The organism is Pseudomonas sp. ANT_H4 (assembly GCF_008369295.1).
Lineage (GTDB): Bacteria > Pseudomonadota > Gammaproteobacteria > Pseudomonadales > Pseudomonadaceae > Aquipseudomonas.
Genome location: NZ_VOBG01000005.1, coordinates 281287 through 301880, shown reverse-complemented (window position 1 = coordinate 301880; position 20594 = coordinate 281287). Strand labels below are relative to the sequence as shown.

18 protein-coding genes and 1 pseudogene are annotated in these 20594 nt (G+C 61.5%); 3 read left to right on the top strand and 16 right to left on the bottom strand.

Annotated elements, in window-relative coordinates; all coding sequences use genetic code 11:
* Nucleotides 1-342: 342 nt before the first annotated feature.
* From FQ182_RS09245 to norR, 13 genes are all read right to left on the bottom strand, one after another.
* Complete coding sequence (locus tag FQ182_RS09245; RefSeq protein ID WP_149414692.1) at nucleotides 343-858, bottom strand: nitrous oxide reductase accessory protein NosL; 516 nt, start codon at nucleotides 856-858, stop codon at nucleotides 343-345.
* Between the two features lie 26 nt (nucleotides 859-884).
* Complete coding sequence (locus FQ182_RS09240) at nucleotides 885-1715, bottom strand: ABC transporter permease (protein ID WP_133100999.1); 831 nt, start codon at nucleotides 1713-1715, stop codon at nucleotides 885-887.
* Nucleotides 1712-2623 carry an ABC transporter ATP-binding protein gene (locus tag FQ182_RS09235; protein ID WP_149414694.1) on the bottom strand — a complete coding sequence of 304 codons (912 nt, stop codon included), beginning with the start codon at nucleotides 2621-2623 and terminating at the stop codon, nucleotides 1712-1714. Before FQ182_RS09235 ends, FQ182_RS09240 begins: the two co-directional genes overlap by 4 nt.
* The gene (locus FQ182_RS09230) at nucleotides 2623-3885 is read right to left on the bottom strand and encodes a nitrous oxide reductase family maturation protein NosD (RefSeq protein ID WP_256666359.1); all 1263 of its coding nucleotides are present in this window, start codon (nucleotides 3883-3885) and stop codon (nucleotides 2623-2625) included. Before FQ182_RS09230 ends, FQ182_RS09235 begins: the two co-directional genes overlap by 1 nt.
* 190 nt (nucleotides 3886-4075) lie before the next feature.
* Entirely contained in the window at nucleotides 4076-5998 is a 1923-nt protein-coding gene (gene nosZ / locus FQ182_RS09225; protein WP_149414690.1) for a TAT-dependent nitrous-oxide reductase, read from the bottom strand.
* Nucleotides 5999-6026: 28 nt separating this feature from the next.
* Nucleotides 6027-8213, bottom strand: a complete 2187-nt coding sequence (nosR, locus tag FQ182_RS09220; RefSeq protein ID WP_149414689.1) for a transcriptional regulator NosR — start codon at nucleotides 8211-8213, stop codon at nucleotides 6027-6029.
* Nucleotides 8214-8524: 311 nt separating this feature from the next.
* Complete coding sequence (locus tag FQ182_RS09215) at nucleotides 8525-8995, bottom strand: SCP2 domain-containing protein (RefSeq protein WP_149414688.1); 471 nt, start codon at nucleotides 8993-8995, stop codon at nucleotides 8525-8527.
* The gene (locus FQ182_RS09210) at nucleotides 8989-9879 is read right to left on the bottom strand and encodes a U32 family peptidase (RefSeq protein WP_149414687.1); all 891 of its coding nucleotides are present in this window, start codon (nucleotides 9877-9879) and stop codon (nucleotides 8989-8991) included. The genes FQ182_RS09215 and FQ182_RS09210 overlap by 7 nt, the downstream gene beginning before the upstream one ends.
* 10 nt (nucleotides 9880-9889) lie before the next feature.
* Nucleotides 9890-10885 (bottom strand): peptidase U32 family protein, encoded by a 996-nt coding sequence (locus tag FQ182_RS09205; RefSeq protein WP_149414686.1) that lies wholly within the window; start codon nucleotides 10883-10885, stop codon nucleotides 9890-9892.
* A 55-nt stretch (nucleotides 10886-10940) separates the two neighbouring features.
* Nucleotides 10941-12176: a gephyrin-like molybdotransferase Glp gene (glp, locus tag FQ182_RS09200; RefSeq protein ID WP_149414685.1), complete on the bottom strand. Its 1236-nt coding sequence runs from the start codon at nucleotides 12174-12176 to the stop codon at nucleotides 10941-10943.
* Nucleotides 12173-12727: a molybdenum cofactor biosynthesis protein B gene (moaB, locus tag FQ182_RS09195; RefSeq protein ID WP_133101008.1), complete on the bottom strand. Its 555-nt coding sequence runs from the start codon at nucleotides 12725-12727 to the stop codon at nucleotides 12173-12175. Before moaB ends, glp begins: the two co-directional genes overlap by 4 nt.
* Nucleotides 12728-12818: 91 nt before the next feature.
* Nucleotides 12819-13466 (bottom strand): pyridoxamine 5'-phosphate oxidase, encoded by a 648-nt coding sequence (pdxH, locus tag FQ182_RS09190; protein ID WP_149414684.1) that lies wholly within the window; start codon nucleotides 13464-13466, stop codon nucleotides 12819-12821.
* A gap of 99 nt (nucleotides 13467-13565) precedes the next feature.
* Entirely contained in the window at nucleotides 13566-15086 is a 1521-nt protein-coding gene (norR, locus tag FQ182_RS09185) for a nitric oxide reductase transcriptional regulator NorR (RefSeq protein ID WP_149414693.1), read from the bottom strand.
* A gap of 170 nt (nucleotides 15087-15256) precedes the next feature.
* On the opposite strand from norR, the pseudogene FQ182_RS09180 reads away from it, so the two are divergent.
* Nucleotides 15257-15712: pseudogene (locus FQ182_RS09180) on the top strand (hemerythrin domain-containing protein); the annotation flags it as partial.
* A 40-nt stretch (nucleotides 15713-15752) separates the two neighbouring features.
* Here the strand turns inward: FQ182_RS09180 and FQ182_RS09175 are convergent.
* Together FQ182_RS09175 and FQ182_RS09170 are read right to left on the bottom strand one after the other, a co-directional pair.
* The gene (locus FQ182_RS09175) at nucleotides 15753-16184 is read right to left on the bottom strand and encodes a hypothetical protein (protein ID WP_149414682.1); all 432 of its coding nucleotides are present in this window, start codon (nucleotides 16182-16184) and stop codon (nucleotides 15753-15755) included.
* Between the two features lie 10 nt (nucleotides 16185-16194).
* Nucleotides 16195-17385 carry an NnrS family protein gene (locus FQ182_RS09170; RefSeq protein WP_149414681.1) on the bottom strand — a complete coding sequence of 397 codons (1191 nt, stop codon included), beginning with the start codon at nucleotides 17383-17385 and terminating at the stop codon, nucleotides 16195-16197.
* Nucleotides 17386-17855: 470 nt separating this feature from the next.
* Here FQ182_RS09170 and FQ182_RS09165 point away from each other — a divergent pair, with 470 nt between their 5' ends.
* A complete protein-coding gene (locus FQ182_RS09165) occupies nucleotides 17856-18539 on the top strand; it encodes a Crp/Fnr family transcriptional regulator (protein ID WP_133101014.1) in 684 nt (227 codons plus the stop codon).
* A 5-nt stretch (nucleotides 18540-18544) separates the two neighbouring features.
* Nucleotides 18545-18736, top strand: a complete 192-nt coding sequence (locus FQ182_RS09160; RefSeq protein WP_133101228.1) for a protein DnrP — start codon at nucleotides 18545-18547, stop codon at nucleotides 18734-18736.
* Here FQ182_RS09160 and FQ182_RS09155 read toward each other — a convergent pair.
* On the bottom strand, nucleotides 18730-20571 hold the full coding sequence (locus tag FQ182_RS09155; protein WP_149414680.1) for a nitric oxide reductase activation protein NorD: 1842 nt from the start codon (nucleotides 20569-20571) through the stop codon (nucleotides 18730-18732). The genes FQ182_RS09160 and FQ182_RS09155 overlap by 7 nt on opposite strands.
* Nucleotides 20572-20594: the final 23 nt, after the last annotated feature.

Below are 20594 nucleotides of genomic sequence, written 5' to 3'. Positions count from 1 at the left end.
CGGCAAGGATGCCGGTTTAGCCGCGCTGGGCCAGGGATGGCCCATCGCGGCGACCCACGGAGCAATGCCTTCGTTCGGGTACGCCGAGCCACAGCGAGGCGCCGATAGGTAGGGCAGGAGCGCTTTGCTTACTTTCGCGCTTTTCGAAAGTGAGTCGCTGTAAGAGCGAAACCGCCAGCAGCCGTTACCGCAGCAACGGATATGTACACGGCAAGCCCCCCCCTAAAACAACCCCCCTCCAGCCATCAGCAACCTCAACAGATGTGTCGATACCTATGCTGCGATAGCGATAGCCATCGACATCGACATCGACATCGACATCGACATCGACACAACGTCCACTCAATGGCCCATATGGGACATCCCCACCGGCTGCTGCAACAACGCCAAATCAATATCACCAAACCGTAACACCCTCCCGCCAGTATCCGCCGCTACTTTCTGCGCCGCGGCCTCATCAGCAAACGAGGCCAATACCACGCCCATGGCGCCCTTGAGCCCGGTGCCGAGTACATAAAACGCAATTTTGGCATCGATCAAATGAGCGTCATCTGGGGTGTCCCAGTGACTTTTGCCCATGTCATGCACGTACAGCTTGGCGTTCTGATGATGATTTTCAGGCTGCATCCACCAGCCGATCATTTCCGCCGTAGAACAGAATTTCTTCACCCCGCCCTGCTCTACCACTTCGCCCTTGGGGCCGGGAAAATCGCTGATCACCATGCCACACACGTGGCACTCATCACTGCGATGAAAACCCACTGGCCCCTCGCTGGCGGTGGCTTGTACCGGCTTGTCACAGCCCGCCAGCATCAAGCCCATCACCACGGCCAATAGCGTCGAATAAAATCTCTTCATGCTCAATTGCTCCATCAGTAAAAACCTCATGCCGCGCGCCGACGAAACAGCCCATAGGCCAGGGCCAGCGGCACTGCAACCCATGCCACCAGGCACAACCAAAGCGCGGCAACCGGCACCGCCAGGTCACCGCCCAAGGCCATCACGCCGACGGACGCCGGGCCAGACTCAAAGCCCGACAGATTGATCAGCCGGTAAACATCTGCCGGATTGAGCAGCAGCAACCAGGGCAGCAGCGTCGGGCTGAACTGGCCCTCGCTCAGTACCAGCAGGGCCAGCAACGCCAAGTCGAATACCAGAACGAAGAAGAACCACACCCCGAGCGCCAGCCCAGCCGCAGTGGATTTCTCCGCCGAGACGCTGCTGAGCACATAGGCCATGCCGAGAAACCCCCAGCCGAGCAAGGTCGAGGTCAGCATGAAGCGGCCAAAGGCCCACAGCAGCAGGCTGAATTCGACGTCATCCACCAGCACGGCGATGGCAAGCATCGCGCAGCCAAAACCAATCAAAGTGGCCAGCGCCAGAATCAAGCCGTGGCCGACAAACTTGCCCAGCAGGATATGCCCGCGTCCCAGGGGATAGGTCAACAACAGCAACAACGTGCCGCTTTCGTCCTCACCGACAATCGCGTCATAGGCCAGCAACAACGCAATCAGCGGCATCAGGAAGGTCGCCAGGCTGGCCAGGCTGGCGATGGTCGCCGGAATCGAAGTAAAACCCAGTTGCCCTGACGCCGCAGCCCCCAGCCAGGCGATGCCGATGGCGAGTACGGCGAACAACACACTGATGGCCAACAACCAGCGATTGCGCAGACCGTCGCAGAACTCCTTGCGGGCCATGTTCCAGATCGGGTTCATAGGGCACGCTCCATGGCGCTGTTCATGTAGTAGCGGTAGATGTCTTCCAGCGACGGCGGATGGATTTCCACGTCGCTGGGGCTGTCCTGCTCCAGCAACTGACGCAACAGCTCGACTTTGTTGCCGTTGAACACCTCCACTTGCAGGCCTTGCACGCCCCAGCGTTGGGTGACATGGCCCGCCTCACTCCAGCGTTTTTGCAACAGCTCCCCACGTTGCAGACCGCTGCTGCGAATCAGCGTCGGCAGCCCCGCCTCTTCGCGCAACGTCGCCAGGGTGCCGAGGGCCAGCAGGCGGCCCTGGGTCAGGATCGCAGCGCGGTTGATATGGGCTTCGACACCCGGCAGTACGTGGGAGCACAGGATGATGCTGGTGCCTTGCTCCCGCAGGCGGTCGAGCAGGCGATACAGATCCTGAGTCGCGATCGGATCGAGGCCCACGGTGGGCTCATCCAGCAGTAACAAACGCGGTTTGCCGAGCAACGCCTGAGCCAGCCCCAGGCGCTGGCGCATACCTTTTGAGTAGGTCTTGACCCGTCGCCGAGCCGCCCCTGTGAGGCCGACGTCTTCCAGCAAGGTAGCGACCTGGGCCATGGCGGCGCCCTTGAGCCGGGCAAAATGCTGCAAGGTTTCCAGGCCACTGAGCTGCGGATAAAACGTCACGTTCTCCGGCAAATAACCCAACAACTGCCGCACATGGGGGTCGCTGGGCTGGCGACCGAATACCCGCACCTGGCCGACACTGGCCTGCAACAGGCCCAATATCAACTTCATGCTGGTGGTCTTGCCGGCGCCGTTATGGCCGAACAGCCCAAGTACTTCACCGGGCGCCAGGCTCAGGTTCAAGTCATGCAATACGGTGGTGTCCCCGTAGCGCTGGCTGACGCCTTCGATCTCGACGACATTCATCATGCGGGCTCCTTGAGCAGGGAAAGCGTGGGGTCTTTCATCAGCGGATGACTGTCCATCACCCCCGGCGACTTCATCACCGGAAACGCCCGTTGCACCCAGCGCAGTAGTTCGATGCCGGGGCTGTTCATCAACAGTCGCACCTGGGGGTAAAGCCACAGCAGGCGGTCGACGTTGTCGTTGGGTTCATAGGCAACATCCCCCAGGCCATCGTTGTTGCGGTCCCAGCCCAGGTAGTCGCTCCAGTAGTTGCCGCGACCTTCCACCGACCACTCTTGCAAACGGGTGGCCACGTATTTGACCTGGCGCTGGTTGCCGACAAAAGCGTTGTCGGCAATGCGGTTGTCTTCAGAGCCCGCGGTGAGGTGAATGCCCACAGCGCTGCGTTCGAAGTGGTTGTGCTCAATGCTGTTGAACAGCGAGTTGTAGATGAACAATGCCTTGCCCTCGGCACCGGTGATCATGGTGTCGCCGGTGGAGCCGTCACGCACCTCGCTGACGAAGTTGTCCCGCAGGGTCGAATAGGTGATGTAGTTCATCAGGATGCCGTAGTTCTCATCCTGCTCGGAGCGGTTGCCGATCACTGTCAGTTTGCGGCTCTGCATCAAGGCGTAGCCGGTGCGGGTGCGGCGGGTGATATTGCCCAGTACCTGGTTGTCGTTGGCGAACATGTAGTGAATGCCGTAGCGCAGGTCTTCCAGGGTGTTGCCTTGCAGCAGGTTGCCGTTGGAGGTATCGATGTAGATGCCATCGCGAGCGTCACGTACCTGGTTGCCGATGACCTTCGCGCCGTGTACCGCGTACAAATGAATGCCGTTGCCACGGTCCTGGGAGCGAATCGTCGGGTCACCCTGGATCTGGTTGTCGATCAGGCTGACATCGGCGGTGCCATCGACCCAAATGCCGAAGCCTGGGCCTTGCAGGTGGTTGTTCTTGATCAGGGCGCCATGGGCCTTGGATTGGATGAACACGGCGGCGTTCATGGCGGTGAGGTCGTGGCCCCAGTCAAGGAAGGTGCAGCCTTGAACGGTGACGTCAGGGGCGTTTATGAGCAAGCCATTGCCCTGGCCTTGGCCCTGGAAGGTGGCGCCGGGTTCGCAGGTGAGTTGCATGGGTTGATCGATGCTGAAAGAGCCCTGGTATTGACCGGCGGGCAGGCGCCAGTGTTGCGCGCCGTCGGTTTGCAGGGGCAAGTCGGTGATGGGGAGTACCAAGGCTTGGGCGCTGGTGCATAACACCAGCAATACAAGCCCAATGAACAGGGTCCGTGATCGAGCCACAGTATTTTCCTTGTGCGCCTGTAGAGCGGTGCCCCTCTGTGGTGAGGGAGCTTGCTCCCGTTGGGCTGTGAAGCAGCCCCAGCAAGGTCACCGCACTTTTTCAGACTGAACTTATCGGCAGGCTTCAGGGCTGCTGCGCAGCCCAACGGGAGCAAGCTCCCTCGCCATAACGTCAGGCCCGTTCGACCAACATCCGCCCGACCATTTCCATATGCAGCGCATGGCAGAACCAGCTGCAGTAGTACCAATGCAGGCCGGGCTTATCAGCGATAAAGGTGATCGATGACGTCTGCTGCGGGCTGATTTCCATGCTCACGCCGTGGTTGGTCATGACAAAGCCGTGGGTCACGTCTTCAATCTGGTCGATGTTGGTGATGGTCACGGTGACTTCATCGCCGTGCTTGACGGTGAACTCCGTCAGGCCGTAGGTCGGGGCCATGGAGGTCATGTACACCCGTACTTTCTTGCCGTCGCGGATAACCTTGTTGTCGGTCTCCAGCTTGATACCGTCCTTGGCCGCGATGGCCACGGTTTCGGCGAAGAACGGGTCGTTACGGTCCCAGATTTTCTTGGTCTTGATCTGGTCACGGCGGGCCATGACGCAGTCGTGGGGTTCGGCAAAGGCCGGGCCGTCGTGGACCAGCTTCATCTCGTCGCCGGAAATATCGATCAACTGGTCATTTTCCGGGTGCAGTGGCCCGGTTGGCAGGAAGCGGTCCTTGGAGAACTTGCTGAGCACCACCAGCCATTGGCCGTCGGCATCACGGGTTTCCGTCAGCGAGGCGTGGTTGTGGCCCGGTTGGTAGTGCACATCAAGTTTCTGCTTGATGTAGTTGACCTTCTCACCACCGTAGGCGCGGATGGCTTCGGCGATGTTCCACTTGACCACCTGGCTGTCGATAAACAGCGTGGTGTAGGCAAAACCCCGCCCGTCGTAGGTGGTGTGCAACGGGCCCAGGCCCAGTTCCGGCTCGCCGACCACTACGCCGCGCGGGTCCTTGATCTTGTCGCTGAACAGGTCGTCGAGCTTGTCGATGGCGATGATGGTGCACGTCGGCGACAGCTTGCCGCTGGCGATAAAGTATTTGCCGTCCGGCGAAGTGTTGCAGCCGTGGGGGTTCTTCGGCACGGGGATGTAGCGGGTGAACTCGCTGTCTTTGCCGTCGTCGCCCTTGCGACCGTCGACCACCGGCACCTTGACGCCATCGAGGTTGATGAACTTGCCAGCCTTGATCGCCGCTTCGATGCGCGGGATGTTGAACACCACCACCCAGTCGCGCTCGTTGCGCATCATGCCGCCCAGGTCGAAGGCTTTCTCCGAGTTGTAGCAGGTGGCGGCCACGTACTTGCCGGTGTAGTCGGCGTCGGAGTTGTCGAGGTTGCCGTCGACGATGACCTGGAAGGCCATCTCCATTTTCTCGGCATCGATAACGTTGAACATGGTGAAGCTGTTCTTGTCCTGCAAATCGAAGGTGTGGCCGTCGTTAGGGTGCGGGATGATGAACTCGGCATTGCAGAACACGTACTTGGTGTACGGCACCTTTTGCAGGCGCAGGCCATGAATGGCCTGGGCGTTGGGCACAGTGAGAATTTTGTCGCACTTCATGATGTCCAGGCGAATCCGTGCGACCCGGGTGTTGGCCTTGTCATTGATGAACAGGTATTTGCCGTCGTACTGGCCGTCAGTGGTAGACAGGTGCGGGTGGTGGCAATCGCCGTTCTGGTACTTGGCGCCCTCCCCCAGGATGCGTTTGCTTTCGTTGGTCAGGCCCCAGCCGGTGGCGGAGTCGACGTTGAATACCGGAATACGTATCAGCTCGCGCATCGACGGAACGCCCATTACGCGCACTTCGCCCTGATGGCCGCCGCTCCAGAAACCGTAGTACTGGTCCAGCTCCCCTGGCCCGACGTGGATTTTCGACTTGGCTTCCTTGGCCGCGGCGGCGAAGGACTCACGAGTAAACACTGTGCCGCCGAGCGCTGTCGCGCCCGCCAGTACCGCGCCGGTGATGGCACCAGTGCCGAGAAAACCACGCCGGCTCAGGCCTTCGGGTTCTGGGGCTTGCCCTAGTTTTTTCGATTCTGTGTCGTTCATGGGATGCTCCTTGAGAGAATAAAAACAATCACTGAGATTCGGCCGCAGGCACCTGTACCACCGGTATCAACTGCGCGCCGACGGCGGCGGCCTTGTTGCGTTTCTTGCGCTTGTTGATCAGTGGCGGGCATTTGTTGTCGTTGTGCCAGGTCATCTGGCAATCGAGACAGTAGTGGCATTCATTGGCGTTGATATGGCCGTCGGGGTGGATCGCCTGGATCTCACATTCCTTGGCGCACAGCTGGCAGGGATCGCCACATTCCTTGCGTCGTTTCAGCCAGTCGAACAAGCGGAACTTGCTCGGAATCGCCAGCGCCGCGCCCAGTGGGCAGAGGTAGCGGCAATAGACCTTGCGGGTGAATATGTTGATCACCAGCAGCGCCACGGCGTAGAGCACAAACCACCACTGGCGGTCGAACTTGAGGGTGATGGCGGTCTTGAAGGGTTCCACTTCGGCAAACATTTCGGCGCTGGACATCGACTCCAGGGAAATGCCAAACAGCAGCAACAGGATCAGGTACTTGATCGCCCACAACCGTTCATGGACAGCAAAGGGCAACTCGTATTGGCGAATCTTCAACTTGCGCGCTGCTTCGTTGATCAGCTCCTGCAAGGCGCCGAACGGGCACAACCAGCCGCAAAACACGCCACGGCCCCACAGCAGGATGCTGGCGGCGGTGAACACCCAGAGCATGAAAATCAACGGATCGGTGAGGAACAGCTCCCAGCGAAACTGCTGGAACAGCGCATGGACGAAGGTCAGTACGTTAACCACCGACAACTGTCCCAGGGCGTACCAGCCGATAAACACCACGGTGAACACCAGGTAGCCTCGGCGCACCCAGTGCAGCAAGCGGGGCCGGCGCGCCAGGCTGTCCTGCAGGAACAGGATCACTGTGAGCAGCACCAGCGCCGCGCCGAGCACCAGGATCTGGAACTGCTTCTGGTACCAGATGGTCAGCCACATCGGCCGGCTGGCTTCCTCGATGGCGGCCTGCTCGGCGGCCGTGGGCAGTGGCCGTTCCAGGTACTGCTCGGGCATCTGGTAAGGCAATTCGAAACTGCTGAACGTGCCGCTGACCGGGCCAGTCTGACGCCGCACCAACAGCTCCAGGGTCCAGGGCGAACCGGGATCGAAACCGGCTTGGGGCCGCACGGTAAACACCGACATTTCGTCGAACTCAGGCATGCCTTGGGCGAACACGTCGTAGACCCGCTGGTGGTCCATGTCGCGGAAGCTGATGACGTTGCCAAACTGGCGCAATTGCACCCGATCGAAAATCCCGCCGCGCACATACCCCGAGCCCTTGAAGGAAAACAGCCCGCGCCCTAACACAGCAATGGCCTGCTCGCCGGGCTTGAGGTCTTGCATCAGCACACGGTATTGATCATCCCCCAGCAGGTTGCGGCCGATGCTCGGCGGGTTGATGTCAGCGACGTACAGGTCAATGAACGTCTCATCGACCTGATCGCCGCTGGCAACTTCGACACCTTCGGCTTCGGTGCCCTTGAACGCGGTGTCCACCTGGCCACGAGTCAGGTTGAGGCGGCGGATGGCGCCATTGCTGGTCAGTTGCTGCCAGGTGGCGGGTTCGTAATTGTCGGTGCGTATGAGGGCGACTTTTTGCGCCGTGCTGGCCTTGTCTTCGATCAGCTTGAGGGAGACGGCTACCTCATGGGCGGCACGCATGATCACTTCGTTGACCACCATGGCCGTCACCGTTGCACCGGCGATGGCATCTACCGTCACCGCCTTCACATCACTGGAACGCCCCACCACCACGCGCTGGTTGACCTTGATGCCGGAGTAATGGGCGGTGAAATCGTGGAGTTTGGCTTCGGGAATGCCGATCAGCAGGATCGGTTCGTGGTGTTCCAGCACAAAGGCATCGCGGATCGTGCCTGTCGGGTCGAGGATGACTTGGGTGTTGATGGGTTTGCCGGAATAGGCCGGGATATCCACCACGTCCAGGCTTTGGAACACGTAGCCGATGATCTTGCCCGCGGCTGACAGCGTGCGGACGTTGAACTTGCCTTCGGGGGTGGAGACTGTGTCGACCTGGGGGAAGATCTTTTCGATGCGTTGTTGTTCGATGTCGCCGTAGGGTTTGGCCTGGGCGGGGTCGAAGGCCGTGAAGAGCAGCACCAAGAAAACCAGCCAGGTGACCGGGCTTGAAGCCACTTTACCGAATAACGAGGGTTGGAGGCTGCTCATGAACTCACTGACTTCAACGGCCGGAATGTGAGATCAATGGTAGGTGGCAGGAGGCCGGGGGCACTTGATTGAAATCAAGTTAGGGTCACTACCCGGGGATTGGCGGTGCGGCTTTTTGGCGCATGGCGGCTTGGTAGCCGACTGCCAATCAGACCCCTGTAGGAGCGAGCTTGCTCGCGAAGGTCGTGAACGCTAACGCGGGTTTGCGGGTTAACCGCGGCGCTCTCGAGTTTTTCGCGAGCAAGCTCGCTCCTACAGTAGTGGGGTTAACTGATCGGCTTTAGCCCAACTACCGGTGTTTTTCAAGGTAGCTACAAAGCCGCCAACCCCTTCCCCGCCCGCTCCAGATTGCGCCACAGCCAGGGTGGCAATACATCGGGGTCCAGACTGTCGATAAGGTTCTTGAGCCCCAACCCCAACTCCGTATCCCCCTCAATCACCAACCGCCGCCGGAAAAACAGCGTATCCGGATCCTCCTGCCGACTGGCCAGCAACAAAAACTCCCGCCAGTTGCCACTGATCGTGACCTGGGCCTCAGCCCGTTCGGCAATGCGCAATCCGTCGTGTCCCAGGGTCAGGTACCAGCACAACCCCAGGTCAGGAATGCGCAGGCACATCCAGCGCCCGCGCAACAGCTCAAAACCACCGTCACGCAACGGCTCCGCCAGGCAACGATTAAGACCCTGCTGCAACGCCAACCGCTGCACCGCAAACGGTACCTTGCGTATCAGCGGCAATATCCGGTCGGCGCCTTTGAGCAGCCATTGTTTGCGACTCAACACAGGCCTACCTCCTCAACCCGCAACATTCCGGCCTGGCCATGCCAATAGCCATTGCAGCCTTCGACAAACAGCGGCGGCGTGGCGCCCTGACGTACCTGGTCAAACGCCTCGACGATACCCACCATGCCCTGGGCCCTGGGACTCAAACGCAGCATGTCGGCACCACCACTCACCAGCCCCGGATAGTCCGCCAGCAGGTTGGTCACCTCTGCCGACATGGTTTGAATGCCATTGAGGGTAAACAGCGCCTGCCCTTCCTGGCTGGTCAACGCCATGCCGTCCGGGTAATTGATGCAGCAGAACAGGCAGTCATCCTTGGGCCGGTTTTCCGCACGTGCAGTGAAGCAGCGCGCCGAATAGGCCAGGGGCAAATGCCCGTAGGCGAAGATTTCCACTTCAGGCAGCGGGCGCCCCAGTTCGCTGACTTGTGCCAACACGTCGCGGATCAAGTCCCGGGAGCATTCCACTGGCGGCACCCAACGCACCATGCCGGCATCCAGCAACTGCACCAGCGCATGGCCGTTATACAAATTGAGCGCGGGGCCGCCCACGAAGGGCAGCTTGCGGTCAGCAAGAAATTGCACTGCGCCCATGTCGTTGGCTTCCACCAGCAACTGGCCGTTGTCGCACAGGCGACGCAGGCTCGACAGCTCCGAAGCCGCCTCAATCAACGTCAGGCTCGACAGCACGATTTGCGCCGAGCCTGCGGCCTGTAGCTCTCGCCCCAGGCCCAGCCATTGATCCAGGTTGAATGCCCGGCGCTTGGAGCACACGGTTTCCCCCAGGTAGATCACGTCCAGAGGCAGCTCAGCCATCTCGCTGTAGAACTGCCCCAGCTGTTGCTTATCCCAATAAAACAGCACCGGTCCCAGGCTGAGTTTCATGTCTGTGCCCTCATTGCCACGATCGATGATAGGCGCCCAGGGTGGTCTGGCTGCCTTCGGATAAACCCGCCAGCACCTGGCGCCACTGGTCCTTGACCACAAAGTTGGCGGGCGCGCTGCGGTGGGCGTCCAGCGCGGCGCGCCAGACTCGGGTGACTTGCTCGACGTAGGCCGGGCTGCGTTGTCGGCCTTCGATTTTTATCGCCTGGACGCCGATGGCGGTGAGTTCCGGCAACAGGTCCAGGGTGTCGAGGCTGGTGGGTTCTTCCAGGGCGTGGAAGCGCTTGCCGCCCACCATGAAGCGGCCCTTGCACAGGGTCGGATAACCGGCGGGTTCGTCCGGCGTGTAGCGGTCGATCAGCACTTCACTGAGGCGCGCCGTCAGGCCCTCCGCATCGTCGCTCCAGCGCACGGCCTTGGCCGGCGAGCACACGCCACACAGGTTGGGGGACTCACCGGTGATGTACGAAGACAAGTGGCAACGCCCCTCGGCCATGATGCATAGGCTGCCAAAACCGAACACTTCAATGGGCACCGAGCTGCTGGCGGCCACTTGTTTGACCTGGGCCAGGGACAACACCCGAGGCAGCACCGCGCGTCGAATACCGTAGCGCTCGGCGTAGAACTGCAACGCGGCGGCATGGGTTGCCGAACCCTGGACCGACAGGTGCAAGGCCATCTGCGGATGCCGTTTGCTGGCGTAGTTGAGCACCCCAGGGTCGCCGGCAATCAGCGCGTCGACGCCATGGTCCGCCGCCCGGTCCACCGCCCGTTGCCATCGCTCCCAGCCCTTGGGTTGCGGGTAGGTGTTGACCGCGACATACAGCTTGCGCTGGTGCTCGCGGATATGAGCGACGGCACCGTCGAACTGTTTGTCGTCCATGTTCAGCCCGGCGAAATGCCGAGCGTTGGTGTCGTCGCGAAAACCGACATACACCGCATCGGCACCTTGGCGTACCGCCGCTTTAAGCGCAGGCAGATTCCCTGCCGGGCAGACCAGTTGCATGGTGACTCCTCATCGAAAAATTCATCGTATAGCCCATGTAGGAGCAAGCTCGCTCCTACATCATCAATTCGGCGAAGGACATGAATCGCACCAGCGCCCCCTTGTCGATCAACTGCTCGCGCTCCACCACCGCCAGGCCATCGGCCCAGCAAGCGGCGCTCAACATGGCCGAACTTTGCCTTGGATGCAGCGTCACCTGTGCCTGGCCATCTGTGCCCGGACTCAGCCGCGCGCGCAGGTATTGCCGGCGCTTGTTGCGTTGGGTCCACTCGAAATCGGCTGGCAACAGCAGCGGCAGCGGCGTGACGTCAGTCACCCCTTGGGTCCGCAGCAGAAACGGACGTACCACCACCAACGCGGTGATCAGCGCTGCCGACGGATTACCTGGCAAGCCGATCCACGGTTTGCCGGCGACGTCACCAAAGGCCAGGGGTTTGCCGGGCTGGATTGCCAGGCGCCAGAAGTCCACGCGGCCCAATTCCTTGATCGCCTGTTTCAGATGGTCTTCCTCACCCACCGAAACGCCGCCAGAGGTCAGCAGCAGGTCGCATTCCGATGAGGCCAGGCTCAGGGCGTCGCGGCTGGCGGCCAGTTCGTCGGCCATGACGCCGTAGTCATGCACTTCCACGCCCCAGCCCTTCAACAACGCCGCCAGACAATAACGATTGCTGTTGTAAATCTGCCCCGGTGCCAGATGATCGCCGGGGTCGCGCAGTTCGTCGCCGCTGCTCAGCAGGCACACCCGCAAGGGCCGGTAGACCTTGATATGGCCCAATCCAGCCGCCGCCAGCAGGCCCAACTCCTGTGCCCGCAGACGCTTGCCGGTTGCCAACAGCAACTGGCCCTGATGCACCTCTTCGCCCTGTTTGCGCACATGCTCACCGGAACGCATCGGCGGGCACCAGATGCGCTGGCCGTAGACTCGGCAGCGCTCTTGAGGTACCACGGTGTCGGCGCCGACCGGCAATGGCGCGCCGGTAAAAATGCGCATGGTTTGCCCGCTGGACAATCCCGTGGCCGCTTCCGTTCCGGCGGCAATGCGCCCGGCCAGGCATAGATAGCCGCCCTCGGCCGGCAGATCAGCGGCGCACAGGGCGTAACCGTCCATGGCGCTGTTGTCCCAGGCCGGCAGGTTCACCGGGGAAAAAATATCGCAGGCCAATACCCGGCCCAACGCCTGGTCCAGCTTTATTTGTTGAGTCGAAGGCGCCAGCGGCGCCAGGGTCAACAACCGTTCAATGGCGTCGTCCACCGGGGTCAACTCACCGCTTTCACACACAGATGTGCTCATGGTCGCGTCTCACAGGGTTCAAGCTGCTGCTGTGCCTGGATTTTGAGGTGCGGGGCGAAATTGCACGGCCCGGTGCGGCTGTCCAATTGCCCCGAGAGGATTTTGTCCCATGCCGTACGGCAGGCACCCGGCGAACCCGGTATGCAGCACACCAACACGCCATTGCTCATACCCGCCAGGGCGCGGGACTGCAGGGTCGACATGCCGATCTCCGCCAGGGAAACCTGACGGAACAGTTCACCAAAACCGTCGACGTGCTTGTCCAGCAGCGGCAGTACCGCTTGCGGGGTGTTGTCTCGGGCAGTGAAACCGGTGCCGCCGGTGGTGAGGATTACCTGCACCTGCGGGTCGGCGATCCATTGTGAGATACGCGCGCGAATCTGGTAGATATCGTCCACCACCAAGGCCCGGTCGATCAGTTCATGACCTGCACCTTGCAGCCGATCACACAGGGTCTGCCCGGAGGTGTCGGTGTCGACGGTGCGGGTATCGCTGATGGTGAGTACTGCGATGTTCAGTGAAGCAAAGTCGCGTTGGGTCAAATGTGCCATGGTCAAAATCTCGGGATAAATGAGCAATGGGACCAGCCTGCACTGCATCCGCGTACGGGCCTATTCCTCCAAGGAGGTACCTCCGCTGGGTTCAGGGTGCCAATCGCGTGCGCTGCCATGCGCCTTGTTGCAGGCGATAGTCGAGGCGGTCGTGGAGGCGGTCGGCGCGTCCTTGCCAGAACTCCACCCGCTCGGGGTGCAGGCACCAGCCGCCCCACGCCTCGGGACGCGGCGGCTGGTGCCCGGCAAAGCGTTGGGTCACTTCTCTCAGGCGGCTTTCCAGCTCGGTACGATGGGTCAGAGGCTGGCTTTGCGGTGAGGCCCAGGCGCCTAGCTGACTGGCCATCGGGCGGGCGTGGAAGTAGTCATCGGACAGCTCCGGCGCCAGGCGCGAGATCGTGCCTTCGATGCGCACCTGGCGCTCCAGGCCGGGCCAGAAGAAGGTCATGGCGGCGCTGGGGTTGCTCGCCAGCTCAAAGCCCTTGGCACTCAGGTAATTGCCGAAGAAGGTAAAACCCTGGTCACTGAAGCCCTTGAGCAAGAGGATTCGGCAATGGGCGCGGCCTTCGCTGTCCACCGTGGCCAGGGCCATGCTGTTGGCTTCCACCGGGGCTGCTTCAGTTGTGCGTGCCTGCTCCAGCCACTGGCCAAACAAGGTGATGGGATCGTCCTGCGCCAACTCGTCCCGCAAGCCATACAGGGTGTAGTTGCGGCGCATTTGTGCGAGGGAAAGGGGCATGGGGCGAACCTCCAAAAAGTTCACCGCAGTCTGATCAGCCCACGTGCGCAGCACCTTGACCGCGATCAACTGCGCGCTGCGTCATGGGGTCGCAGGAAGCTACTTGAGCCCCAGGCGCCGGGCCAGTTTGTGCAGGTTACTTGAGTCCAGCCCCAACAACCGCGCGGCACTGGCCCAGTTGTCGCCGGACAGGCCCAGGGCCTGGCGGATTTTCTGGCGCTGGCATTCGTCCACCGCCTCTCCCAGGGATTGAAAGGCTTGCGGCGGCGCCTGCTGAACCAGGGCCTGAGGCGCTCCAGCAGTGCTGTCGAGGTCCAGCAGGCCGGCTTCCAGGGTCATGATCTCGCTGCGATTGCCACCACGGCTCAGTTGTTTGAGGGCAGCACGGCTGATCACATGCTCAAGCTCACGCACATTGCCCGGCCAGCCATAACTGAGCAGCGCCTGTTCGGCTGCCGGCGACAGGCGCAGGCCGCGCAGGCCAAGCCGGGCACGATTGAGCTCGAGGAAATGCCCGGCCAGCAGCAACACGTCGTGGCCGCGCTCACGCAGCGGCGGAATCGGTACCGGGTACACCGAGAGCCGGTGGTACAGGTCGGCGCGAAACAGCCCGCTGCGGATACTGTCAGGCAGATGGCGGTTGGTAGCGGCGATGATGCGCACGTCCACATGCAACGGCTTATCGGCCCCCAGGCGCTGGATCTCGCCATTTTGCAAGGTACGCAACAGCTTGGCCTGGACACTGAGGGGCAACTCGCCGACCTCATCGAGAAACAACGTGCCGCCATTGGCCGCATCAAAACGTCCGGCGCGGTCGCTGGTGGCACCAGAAAAGGCACCTTTGACGTGACCGAACAGCTCGCTCTCGGCCAATGATTCCGGCAGTGCCGCGCAATTGACCTGGATCAGCGGCTTGTGGCTGCGCCGCGACAACCGATGCAGGCGGCGGGCGAACAGCTCCTTGCCCACTCCGGTTTCCCCCAGCAACAGCACCGGCAAGTCGGAATCGGCGAGCACATCCAGTTCGTTGAGCAACTGGTGCAGGATCGGGCTTTGCCCGAGGATTTCGCCGTCTTCGACGTCGGGCAAGCCCTCGCCGAGGTCGCTGCGAGACAGGCGCAGGCTGCGGTTTTCCTGCTCCAGGCGCGTGACCCGCACCGCCGCTTCGATCTGCAGGGTGCAGCGCTTGAGCTGGTCGCGGGCACTGGCGTCGAATGTGCCGGCGTGCAGCGCATCGAGGGTGATCGCGCCCCAGGGCCGGCCTTCGACAAACAGGCTCACGCCCATGCAGTCATGCACCGGCAGCGGCTCGCCGACCAGGGTGTCCAGCAGGCCGTCGTAGGGGTCAGGCAGGCGGCTGTCGGGTTCAAACCAAGTGGGCTCGCGGGACGCCATGATCGCCGCCAATCGTGGATGCTGGGCGATCACAAAACGCCGGCCAAGGGCTTCATGGACCAGGCCGACGGTGGCCACCGGGCGCAGGCTGTCGTCGCCATCCAGGCGCAGCAGGCCGACGGCGCCGCTGTTGAAGTATTCACGCAGGGTCTGCACCAGCCGTTGCAGGCGCACGGCATTGGGCAGTTCGACAATCAGGTCGGCCGACAGACTTTCACGCAGCATGGTCATAATTACCCTTGTGTGGTCGATTCTACCCTGCAGCATCAGGGTGATCCTGACCACCACAAAAAAATAAGCGCTAATTTTCAATAGGTTGGAGGTGGCACAGAGGATGCAATAACGGACTCATTAGTCCACATTCATGAGGAAGCCTGATGAACCCGACCACCCTGCCCCAGGAACAATTGATCGAGCATCTGCTGGAGCGTTATCACACCCGCCACCGTGAGCAACTGCCGGAACTGATCCGTCTGGCCTGCCGCGTCGAACAGGTCCACGGTGAGCACAGCCATTGCCCCAACGGTTTGGCCGACCTGCTGCGCGACATCCTGCAGGAACTAGAGGGCCATATGCTCAAGGAGGAACAGGTGCTGTTCCCGATGCTGAAAATGGGCATGGGGGCCCAGGCCGCGCCGCCGATTCAGGTGATGCGTTATGAGCATGAGCAACATGGCCAGGCCCTGGAGCAACTGCTGGCACTGACCGACCAGATCAAGCCGCCGACCGGTGCCTGCAATACCTGGCGCACCTTGTATCAAGGGCTCGAGGTGTTTCACGGCGACCTGCTGGAGCATATTCATCTGGAAAATGATGTGTTGTTTGTTCGGGCGTTGAATCCAAGCATATGAGCCACCCGTGGCGAGCGAGCTCGCCACAATATGCCCGCGCTCAGCGCATCATCATCTTCGCCAGGATAACGATCAGCAGCATATGCCCCAGGATACTGCGGCGTATCCACATCGCCCGCGCGGGGCTTAGATGATCGCGCCCCAGCCAGTAAGCCAGCAGCAGGTAATGCCCGATGATGCTCACCGCCAGCACAATCTTGAGGCTCAACAGCGCCGCAAAATGACTGGCCCACGGCAAGCTCAACACCCCGCGGTATTGCCACGCCATTGCAATCCCGGCGCCGTATAACAGCATCACAACCCCGTGCAGCACCCGCCGCGAACACCGGGCAATGGCCTGGTCCGAGGTCAGTTGCGCCGACCAGGCCAGTTCCTTACGGGCGCTATGCCAGATAAACACTTCGAAAAACAGCGTGCCAATAAAGGCAATCGCCGCCAGCAGATGCAAAATCAGTAACCCCGAATACAGCATTGTCGATCTCCTAGCCCGGATGGCCATCAACCCGCGTGCGCCACAGCATCGGGCCGTAGCGCCATACATAGAGGCCAAGGCCTGCGGTCCAGCACAGGCCGGCCAGCCACAGCGCAGCGTAGGGCCAGAACAGCACCAGCACGACCCGGCTCAGACACGCAACGTTGAGCAGCACAAACGCCAGGGTCATGCCCGAGGGCGGCGTCAGGGCGCGGCCGGTATGGCCCAGGCTGACCCGGGCGATCATCGCCAGAATCAAGCCACCCATCGCGCCGATCGTCAGTGCATGCACCGCCAGGCTGGGATTGAGCGGCACACCCACATGCCACAGCGCCATGCCCAGGCACGCCACCGCCAGCCAGGCATAGGCCAGGTGCAATGACCAGAGCAGCGGTACACGCCATAGGCCCCGGTCATGCCAGCGCACCAAGCGCAGCAGGTGGCCCAGACCCAGCAGCGCGAACAATATGCCTATCCAGACACTGGCAACCGACGCTAGCCCGACGGCATACAGCAGCGCTACCAGGGCTGAGCCTATTAACAACAGATGATCGAGCCAGGGCCAGGGTTTTACCGCGTCGGTACGACCCAGGCCACGCTTGGTGAAAAACGGAATCACCCGCCCGCCGATCAAGCCCATCATCGCCGCCACCAGCCACAAGCCGGTTAACACTGACTGGCGCTGCCAGCCTTCATCGCCGCGCAGCAAGCCATACAGGGACAAGCCGTCGGCCAGGGTCAGCAACAGCAATACCAACACAATCGGGTAGTTGCGCTGTTGCCGAACCTGCCACAGGGTCCAGCCCATCAACCCGGCGACCGCCAGGGGGAACGTCAATTCCAGCACCGCCAGCAGCGGCCACGGCAGGTTGAACAGCCAGGCCAGCCGTGCGGCCAGCCATATCGCCGCCAGCAGGCCCAGGGGCGTGCCGCTCAGGCCGGGACGACCGGTCCAGGTCTGCACGGCAGTCAGCAGGAAGCCGGCGATGATCGCCAGGGCGAAGCCGAACAACAGCTCGTGACGGTGCCAGGCCAGCCAGCCACCCGCCGGTTGCCAGGCGCCGGTAGTGCCGGCCAGGGCCAGCAGCCACAACGGGATTGCCAGCAACGCCAACAGGCAGCCACCAAGGAAAAATGGCCGAAAGGCCAGACGAAATAACGGGGTAATCGACATTGCCTTGCGCCGATCCAGCACTTGCATACAGCCACTCCTCAATTCGTTGCCGGCCCGATCATCCGGTATTGCCCGCGCATGGCCCTTGTCGCAGATCAAGCTGGGTCAAGAGCGCAGGGATTAACCTTGGGGCCGTTGCCTGATGAGGTAGCAAGGGCTGGGCCACCCTGATCGGTATCGCTCCTGCTACGCGCGTTAAGGTTCAGGCTACGCTGATTAGGGTAAAAATGACCATAAAATGGTTATAAAAACCATAAACATCAAGGTCATTTTTACCCTAGTTCCGCTGCAGCCCTCCAATTACAAGGCTCGCCCCCTGGCCCGCCTCTTGCTCTACCCGGTTATCCCGTTAATACCTTGCCTCTCGGAGTTTCCATGAAAAAAGTCATCCAGCCCCTGGCCTGGTTCGTGATCCTCGGTTCGATGATGGCGGCGGCCAGTGGCCTGTCGTTGTTGCTCGTATGATCCCGTCCCTGTCGTGCCCCAAGGATGCGCCCATGGTCCTGCACCGCGTCCATCACCAGATCCTGCGCAGCCATCACCTGTTCGAGCCGTTGAACGAGGAACAGATGGATGAGTTGATGTCCACCAGTCACTTGCTGAGCATAGACAAGGGCGAGCCGCTATTTCGCCAGGGTGAACCAGCCGACTCGTTCTACTTCGTGATTGCCGGCGCGGTGAAGATCTACCGCTTGACCCCGGATGGCCAGGAGAAGGTCTTCGAAGTGATTGGCGAACGGCATACTTTCGCCGAAGCGATGATGCTGATGGACACCCCAAACTACGTGGCCTGCGCCGAAGCGGTGTGCCCCACGCAGTTGTATCGCCTGTCCAACGCCACCTACATGCGCCTGCTGCACAGCAACAGCCGCCTGACCTTCGCCCTGCTGGGCAAGTTGTGCGTGCGCCTGCACCAGCGGGTCAACGAGATCGAAACCCTGTCGCTGAAAAACGCCACGCACCGGGTGGTTCGCTACCTGCTCACGCAATTGGTGCGCCTGCACAGCGTCGACAGCAGTTTCGAATTGCCCATGGCCAAGCAGTTAATCGCTGGGCACCTGTCGATCCAGCCAGAAACCTTCTCGCGGATCATTCGCCGGTTGATTGATGAAAAGATCATCACCCAGGACGGTCGGCAGATTGCCATTCTCGATCGCCCACGCTTGGAGCAATTTGAGTGAACGCAGTGCGCGTCTGCCTGTATTGCCAACATCCCAATGCGGTTGACGGTGAGCAGTGCGAGCGTTGCTCCATGGCCCTGCCCGCCTGCGAGGCCAGCGTCCAGGCCCGTAAACTCAAGCGTTTCCAATGGTTTTGCCTGGGCCTGACGCTGTTTTGCATCGTCATGTTCTTCTGGCTGCCTCGGGACTTCTACTGACGCTCGGTTAACTGTCGATAGAGTTGAGGCAAGCGCAACGGCAACTGTTCCGGCTGACGGATCAGGGTGTAGCCGTGGGCGCCGAACATGTACGGCAAGTAATCCCCAGCCTGTTTGTCGATGGTGATGCAGAACGGAGTCAAGCCCTGACGCCGCGCTTCCACCACCGCCTGACGGGTGTCCTCGACGCCGTAACGGCCCTCATACAAATCCAGGTCATTGGGCTTGCCATCGGTGAGTATCAGCAACAGTTTGCGCCGCTGCTTGCAGCCGCCCAGCAGTTGGGTGGCCTGGCGAATCGCCGCGCCCATGCGAGTGTAGTAGCCCGGTTTCAGCCCCTGGATACTGCCGCGCGTGCGGTCGTCGTAAGGCTGCTGGAATGACTTGAGCTGTTGCAGGCGCACTTGGTGCCGACGCAGGGAAGAAAAGCCATACAGGGCAAACGCATCCCCCAGGCCAGACAGGCTCTCACCAAACAGCAACAGGCTGTCGCGAATCACGTCGATGACCTTTTGCTCATCGTTCAAATGGGCGTCGGTGGACATCGACACGTCCGCCAGCAGCAGGCACGCCAAGTCGCGCCGGGTATGGCGCTGCTCCATGAACAGGCCACGGTCGGCACAGGGGCCGTGTTGACGCTCCACATGAAAATCCAGCCATGCCTGCAGGTCCAGTTCCGAGCCCTGGGGTTGTTGGCGCAGCCATTGGCGGTCGGTGCGCAGTTGTTGAAACTGGCGGCGCAAACGCTGGGCCTGGGGTAGCAAACGCGCCGGCAATGGCTGGGGTTCGCTATCCCTGGGCTGCATCAGTTGCAGGTTGACGAAGCCTTCCTGCAAGCGTTGCTGTCGGTAATCCCATTCGGGCAGCTTGATGCCTTCGCCCAAGGGAATGTCATCGACGTCGGCGGGCGGCAGGTCCAGATGCAGCTTCAAGCCGCCGCTCTTGCGCACGCGCTGGCGGGACAGGCTGAGCTGATCCAGGTCTTCGGCGACCCGTGCCGCATCCGGGTCCTGGCTGTCGTCGGACCAGCGATCGAGGTCGACGTGTTCGGTCCAACTGAACAGGTTTTCCAGGCGCACCACCAGCAGGCCACCGTCGCGGGTATTGTCGTCGACGCGGGTGGCGCGCTTGGGCGCGCCCTGCTGTTCGCCGGGGCTGGTGGCCAGGTCGTCGCCATCATCTTCAAGGTCGCCGGCCTGGGGGCTGTTGAGGTGCAAGGGTGGATACAGCCACAAGGGCAATGGCCAGGCGGCCCGCTCGCTGCGAGGCAGATCGCGGATACTGCCGGGTTCATGCAGGGCCTTGCGCAGCGCCTTTTCCAGGGCGGCTTCACCGGGGTTGAGGCTGGCCGGATCGGGACGCAGTTGAATGTGCGCGTCCACCAGCCGATGGTAGCTGGGGAGCATGGCCGGGTAGCGTTGCAGCAGCAGCCAGGTCCAGCGTTGATTGTCTCGCGCCCAATGGGTCATGGGGCCCGATTGCGCTGCCAGCAATGCCAGCCAGCGGTACAACTCGCGGTTCAGCGATGCATCAGGGAACACCGCCAGGCTCGCTGGCAGGCGCAGGCGACTACCGTCGCAGGACGCCAGCGGCGCTTGCTTGCAGGTACCGGCAATGCGCATCAACAGGTTACGGCGCAGTAACAGATCACGCTCGCTGGCGGCTTCCAGGGTAATCCCGCTGGCGCCGCCCAGGGCGCGGAACAACAGGGCCAGGCTGCGTTGACGGTCGACCAGGTCAACCCGCGCTTCGGGGAAATCGGCACTGGCGTGCCGGGTGATAAAGCGGTGCCAGACACTGCCGACCCACTCTTCCAACTCAAGGGTAAAGGCCATGTGACGTGCTCCAGACGTAAAAC

Excerpts from the sequence above, each read along its gene's own strand:
- FQ182_RS09245 (WP_149414692.1), bottom strand. The coding sequence starts at position 858 with ATGAAGAGATTTTATTCGACGCTATTGGCCGTGGTGATGGGCTTGATG.
- FQ182_RS09240 (WP_133100999.1), bottom strand. The coding sequence starts at position 1,715 with ATGAACCCGATCTGGAACATGGCCCGCAAGGAGTTCTGCGACGGTCTG.
- FQ182_RS09235 (WP_149414694.1), bottom strand. The coding sequence starts at position 2,623 with ATGAATGTCGTCGAGATCGAAGGCGTCAGCCAGCGCTACGGGGACACC.
- nosZ (WP_149414690.1), bottom strand. The coding sequence starts at position 5,998 with ATGAACGACACAGAATCGAAAAAACTAGGGCAAGCCCCAGAACCCGAA.
- nosR (WP_149414689.1), bottom strand. The coding sequence starts at position 8,213 with ATGAGCAGCCTCCAACCCTCGTTATTCGGTAAAGTGGCTTCAAGCCCG.
- FQ182_RS09210 (WP_149414687.1), bottom strand. The coding sequence starts at position 9,879 with ATGAAACTCAGCCTGGGACCGGTGCTGTTTTATTGGGATAAGCAACAG.
- FQ182_RS09205 (WP_149414686.1), bottom strand. The coding sequence starts at position 10,885 with ATGCAACTGGTCTGCCCGGCAGGGAATCTGCCTGCGCTTAAAGCGGCG.
- glp (WP_149414685.1), bottom strand. The coding sequence starts at position 12,176 with ATGAGCACATCTGTGTGTGAAAGCGGTGAGTTGACCCCGGTGGACGAC.
- moaB (WP_133101008.1), bottom strand. The coding sequence starts at position 12,727 with ATGGCACATTTGACCCAACGCGACTTTGCTTCACTGAACATCGCAGTA.
- pdxH (WP_149414684.1), bottom strand. The coding sequence starts at position 13,466 with ATGCCCCTTTCCCTCGCACAAATGCGCCGCAACTACACCCTGTATGGC.
- norR (WP_149414693.1), bottom strand. The coding sequence starts at position 15,086 with ATGCTGCGTGAAAGTCTGTCGGCCGACCTGATTGTCGAACTGCCCAAT.
- FQ182_RS09175 (WP_149414682.1), bottom strand. The coding sequence starts at position 16,184 with ATGCTGTATTCGGGGTTACTGATTTTGCATCTGCTGGCGGCGATTGCC.
- FQ182_RS09170 (WP_149414681.1), bottom strand. The coding sequence starts at position 17,385 with ATGCAAGTGCTGGATCGGCGCAAGGCAATGTCGATTACCCCGTTATTT.
- FQ182_RS09165 (WP_133101014.1), top strand. The coding sequence starts at position 17,856 with ATGGTCCTGCACCGCGTCCATCACCAGATCCTGCGCAGCCATCACCTG.
- FQ182_RS09155 (WP_149414680.1), bottom strand. The coding sequence starts at position 20,571 with ATGGCCTTTACCCTTGAGTTGGAAGAGTGGGTCGGCAGTGTCTGGCAC.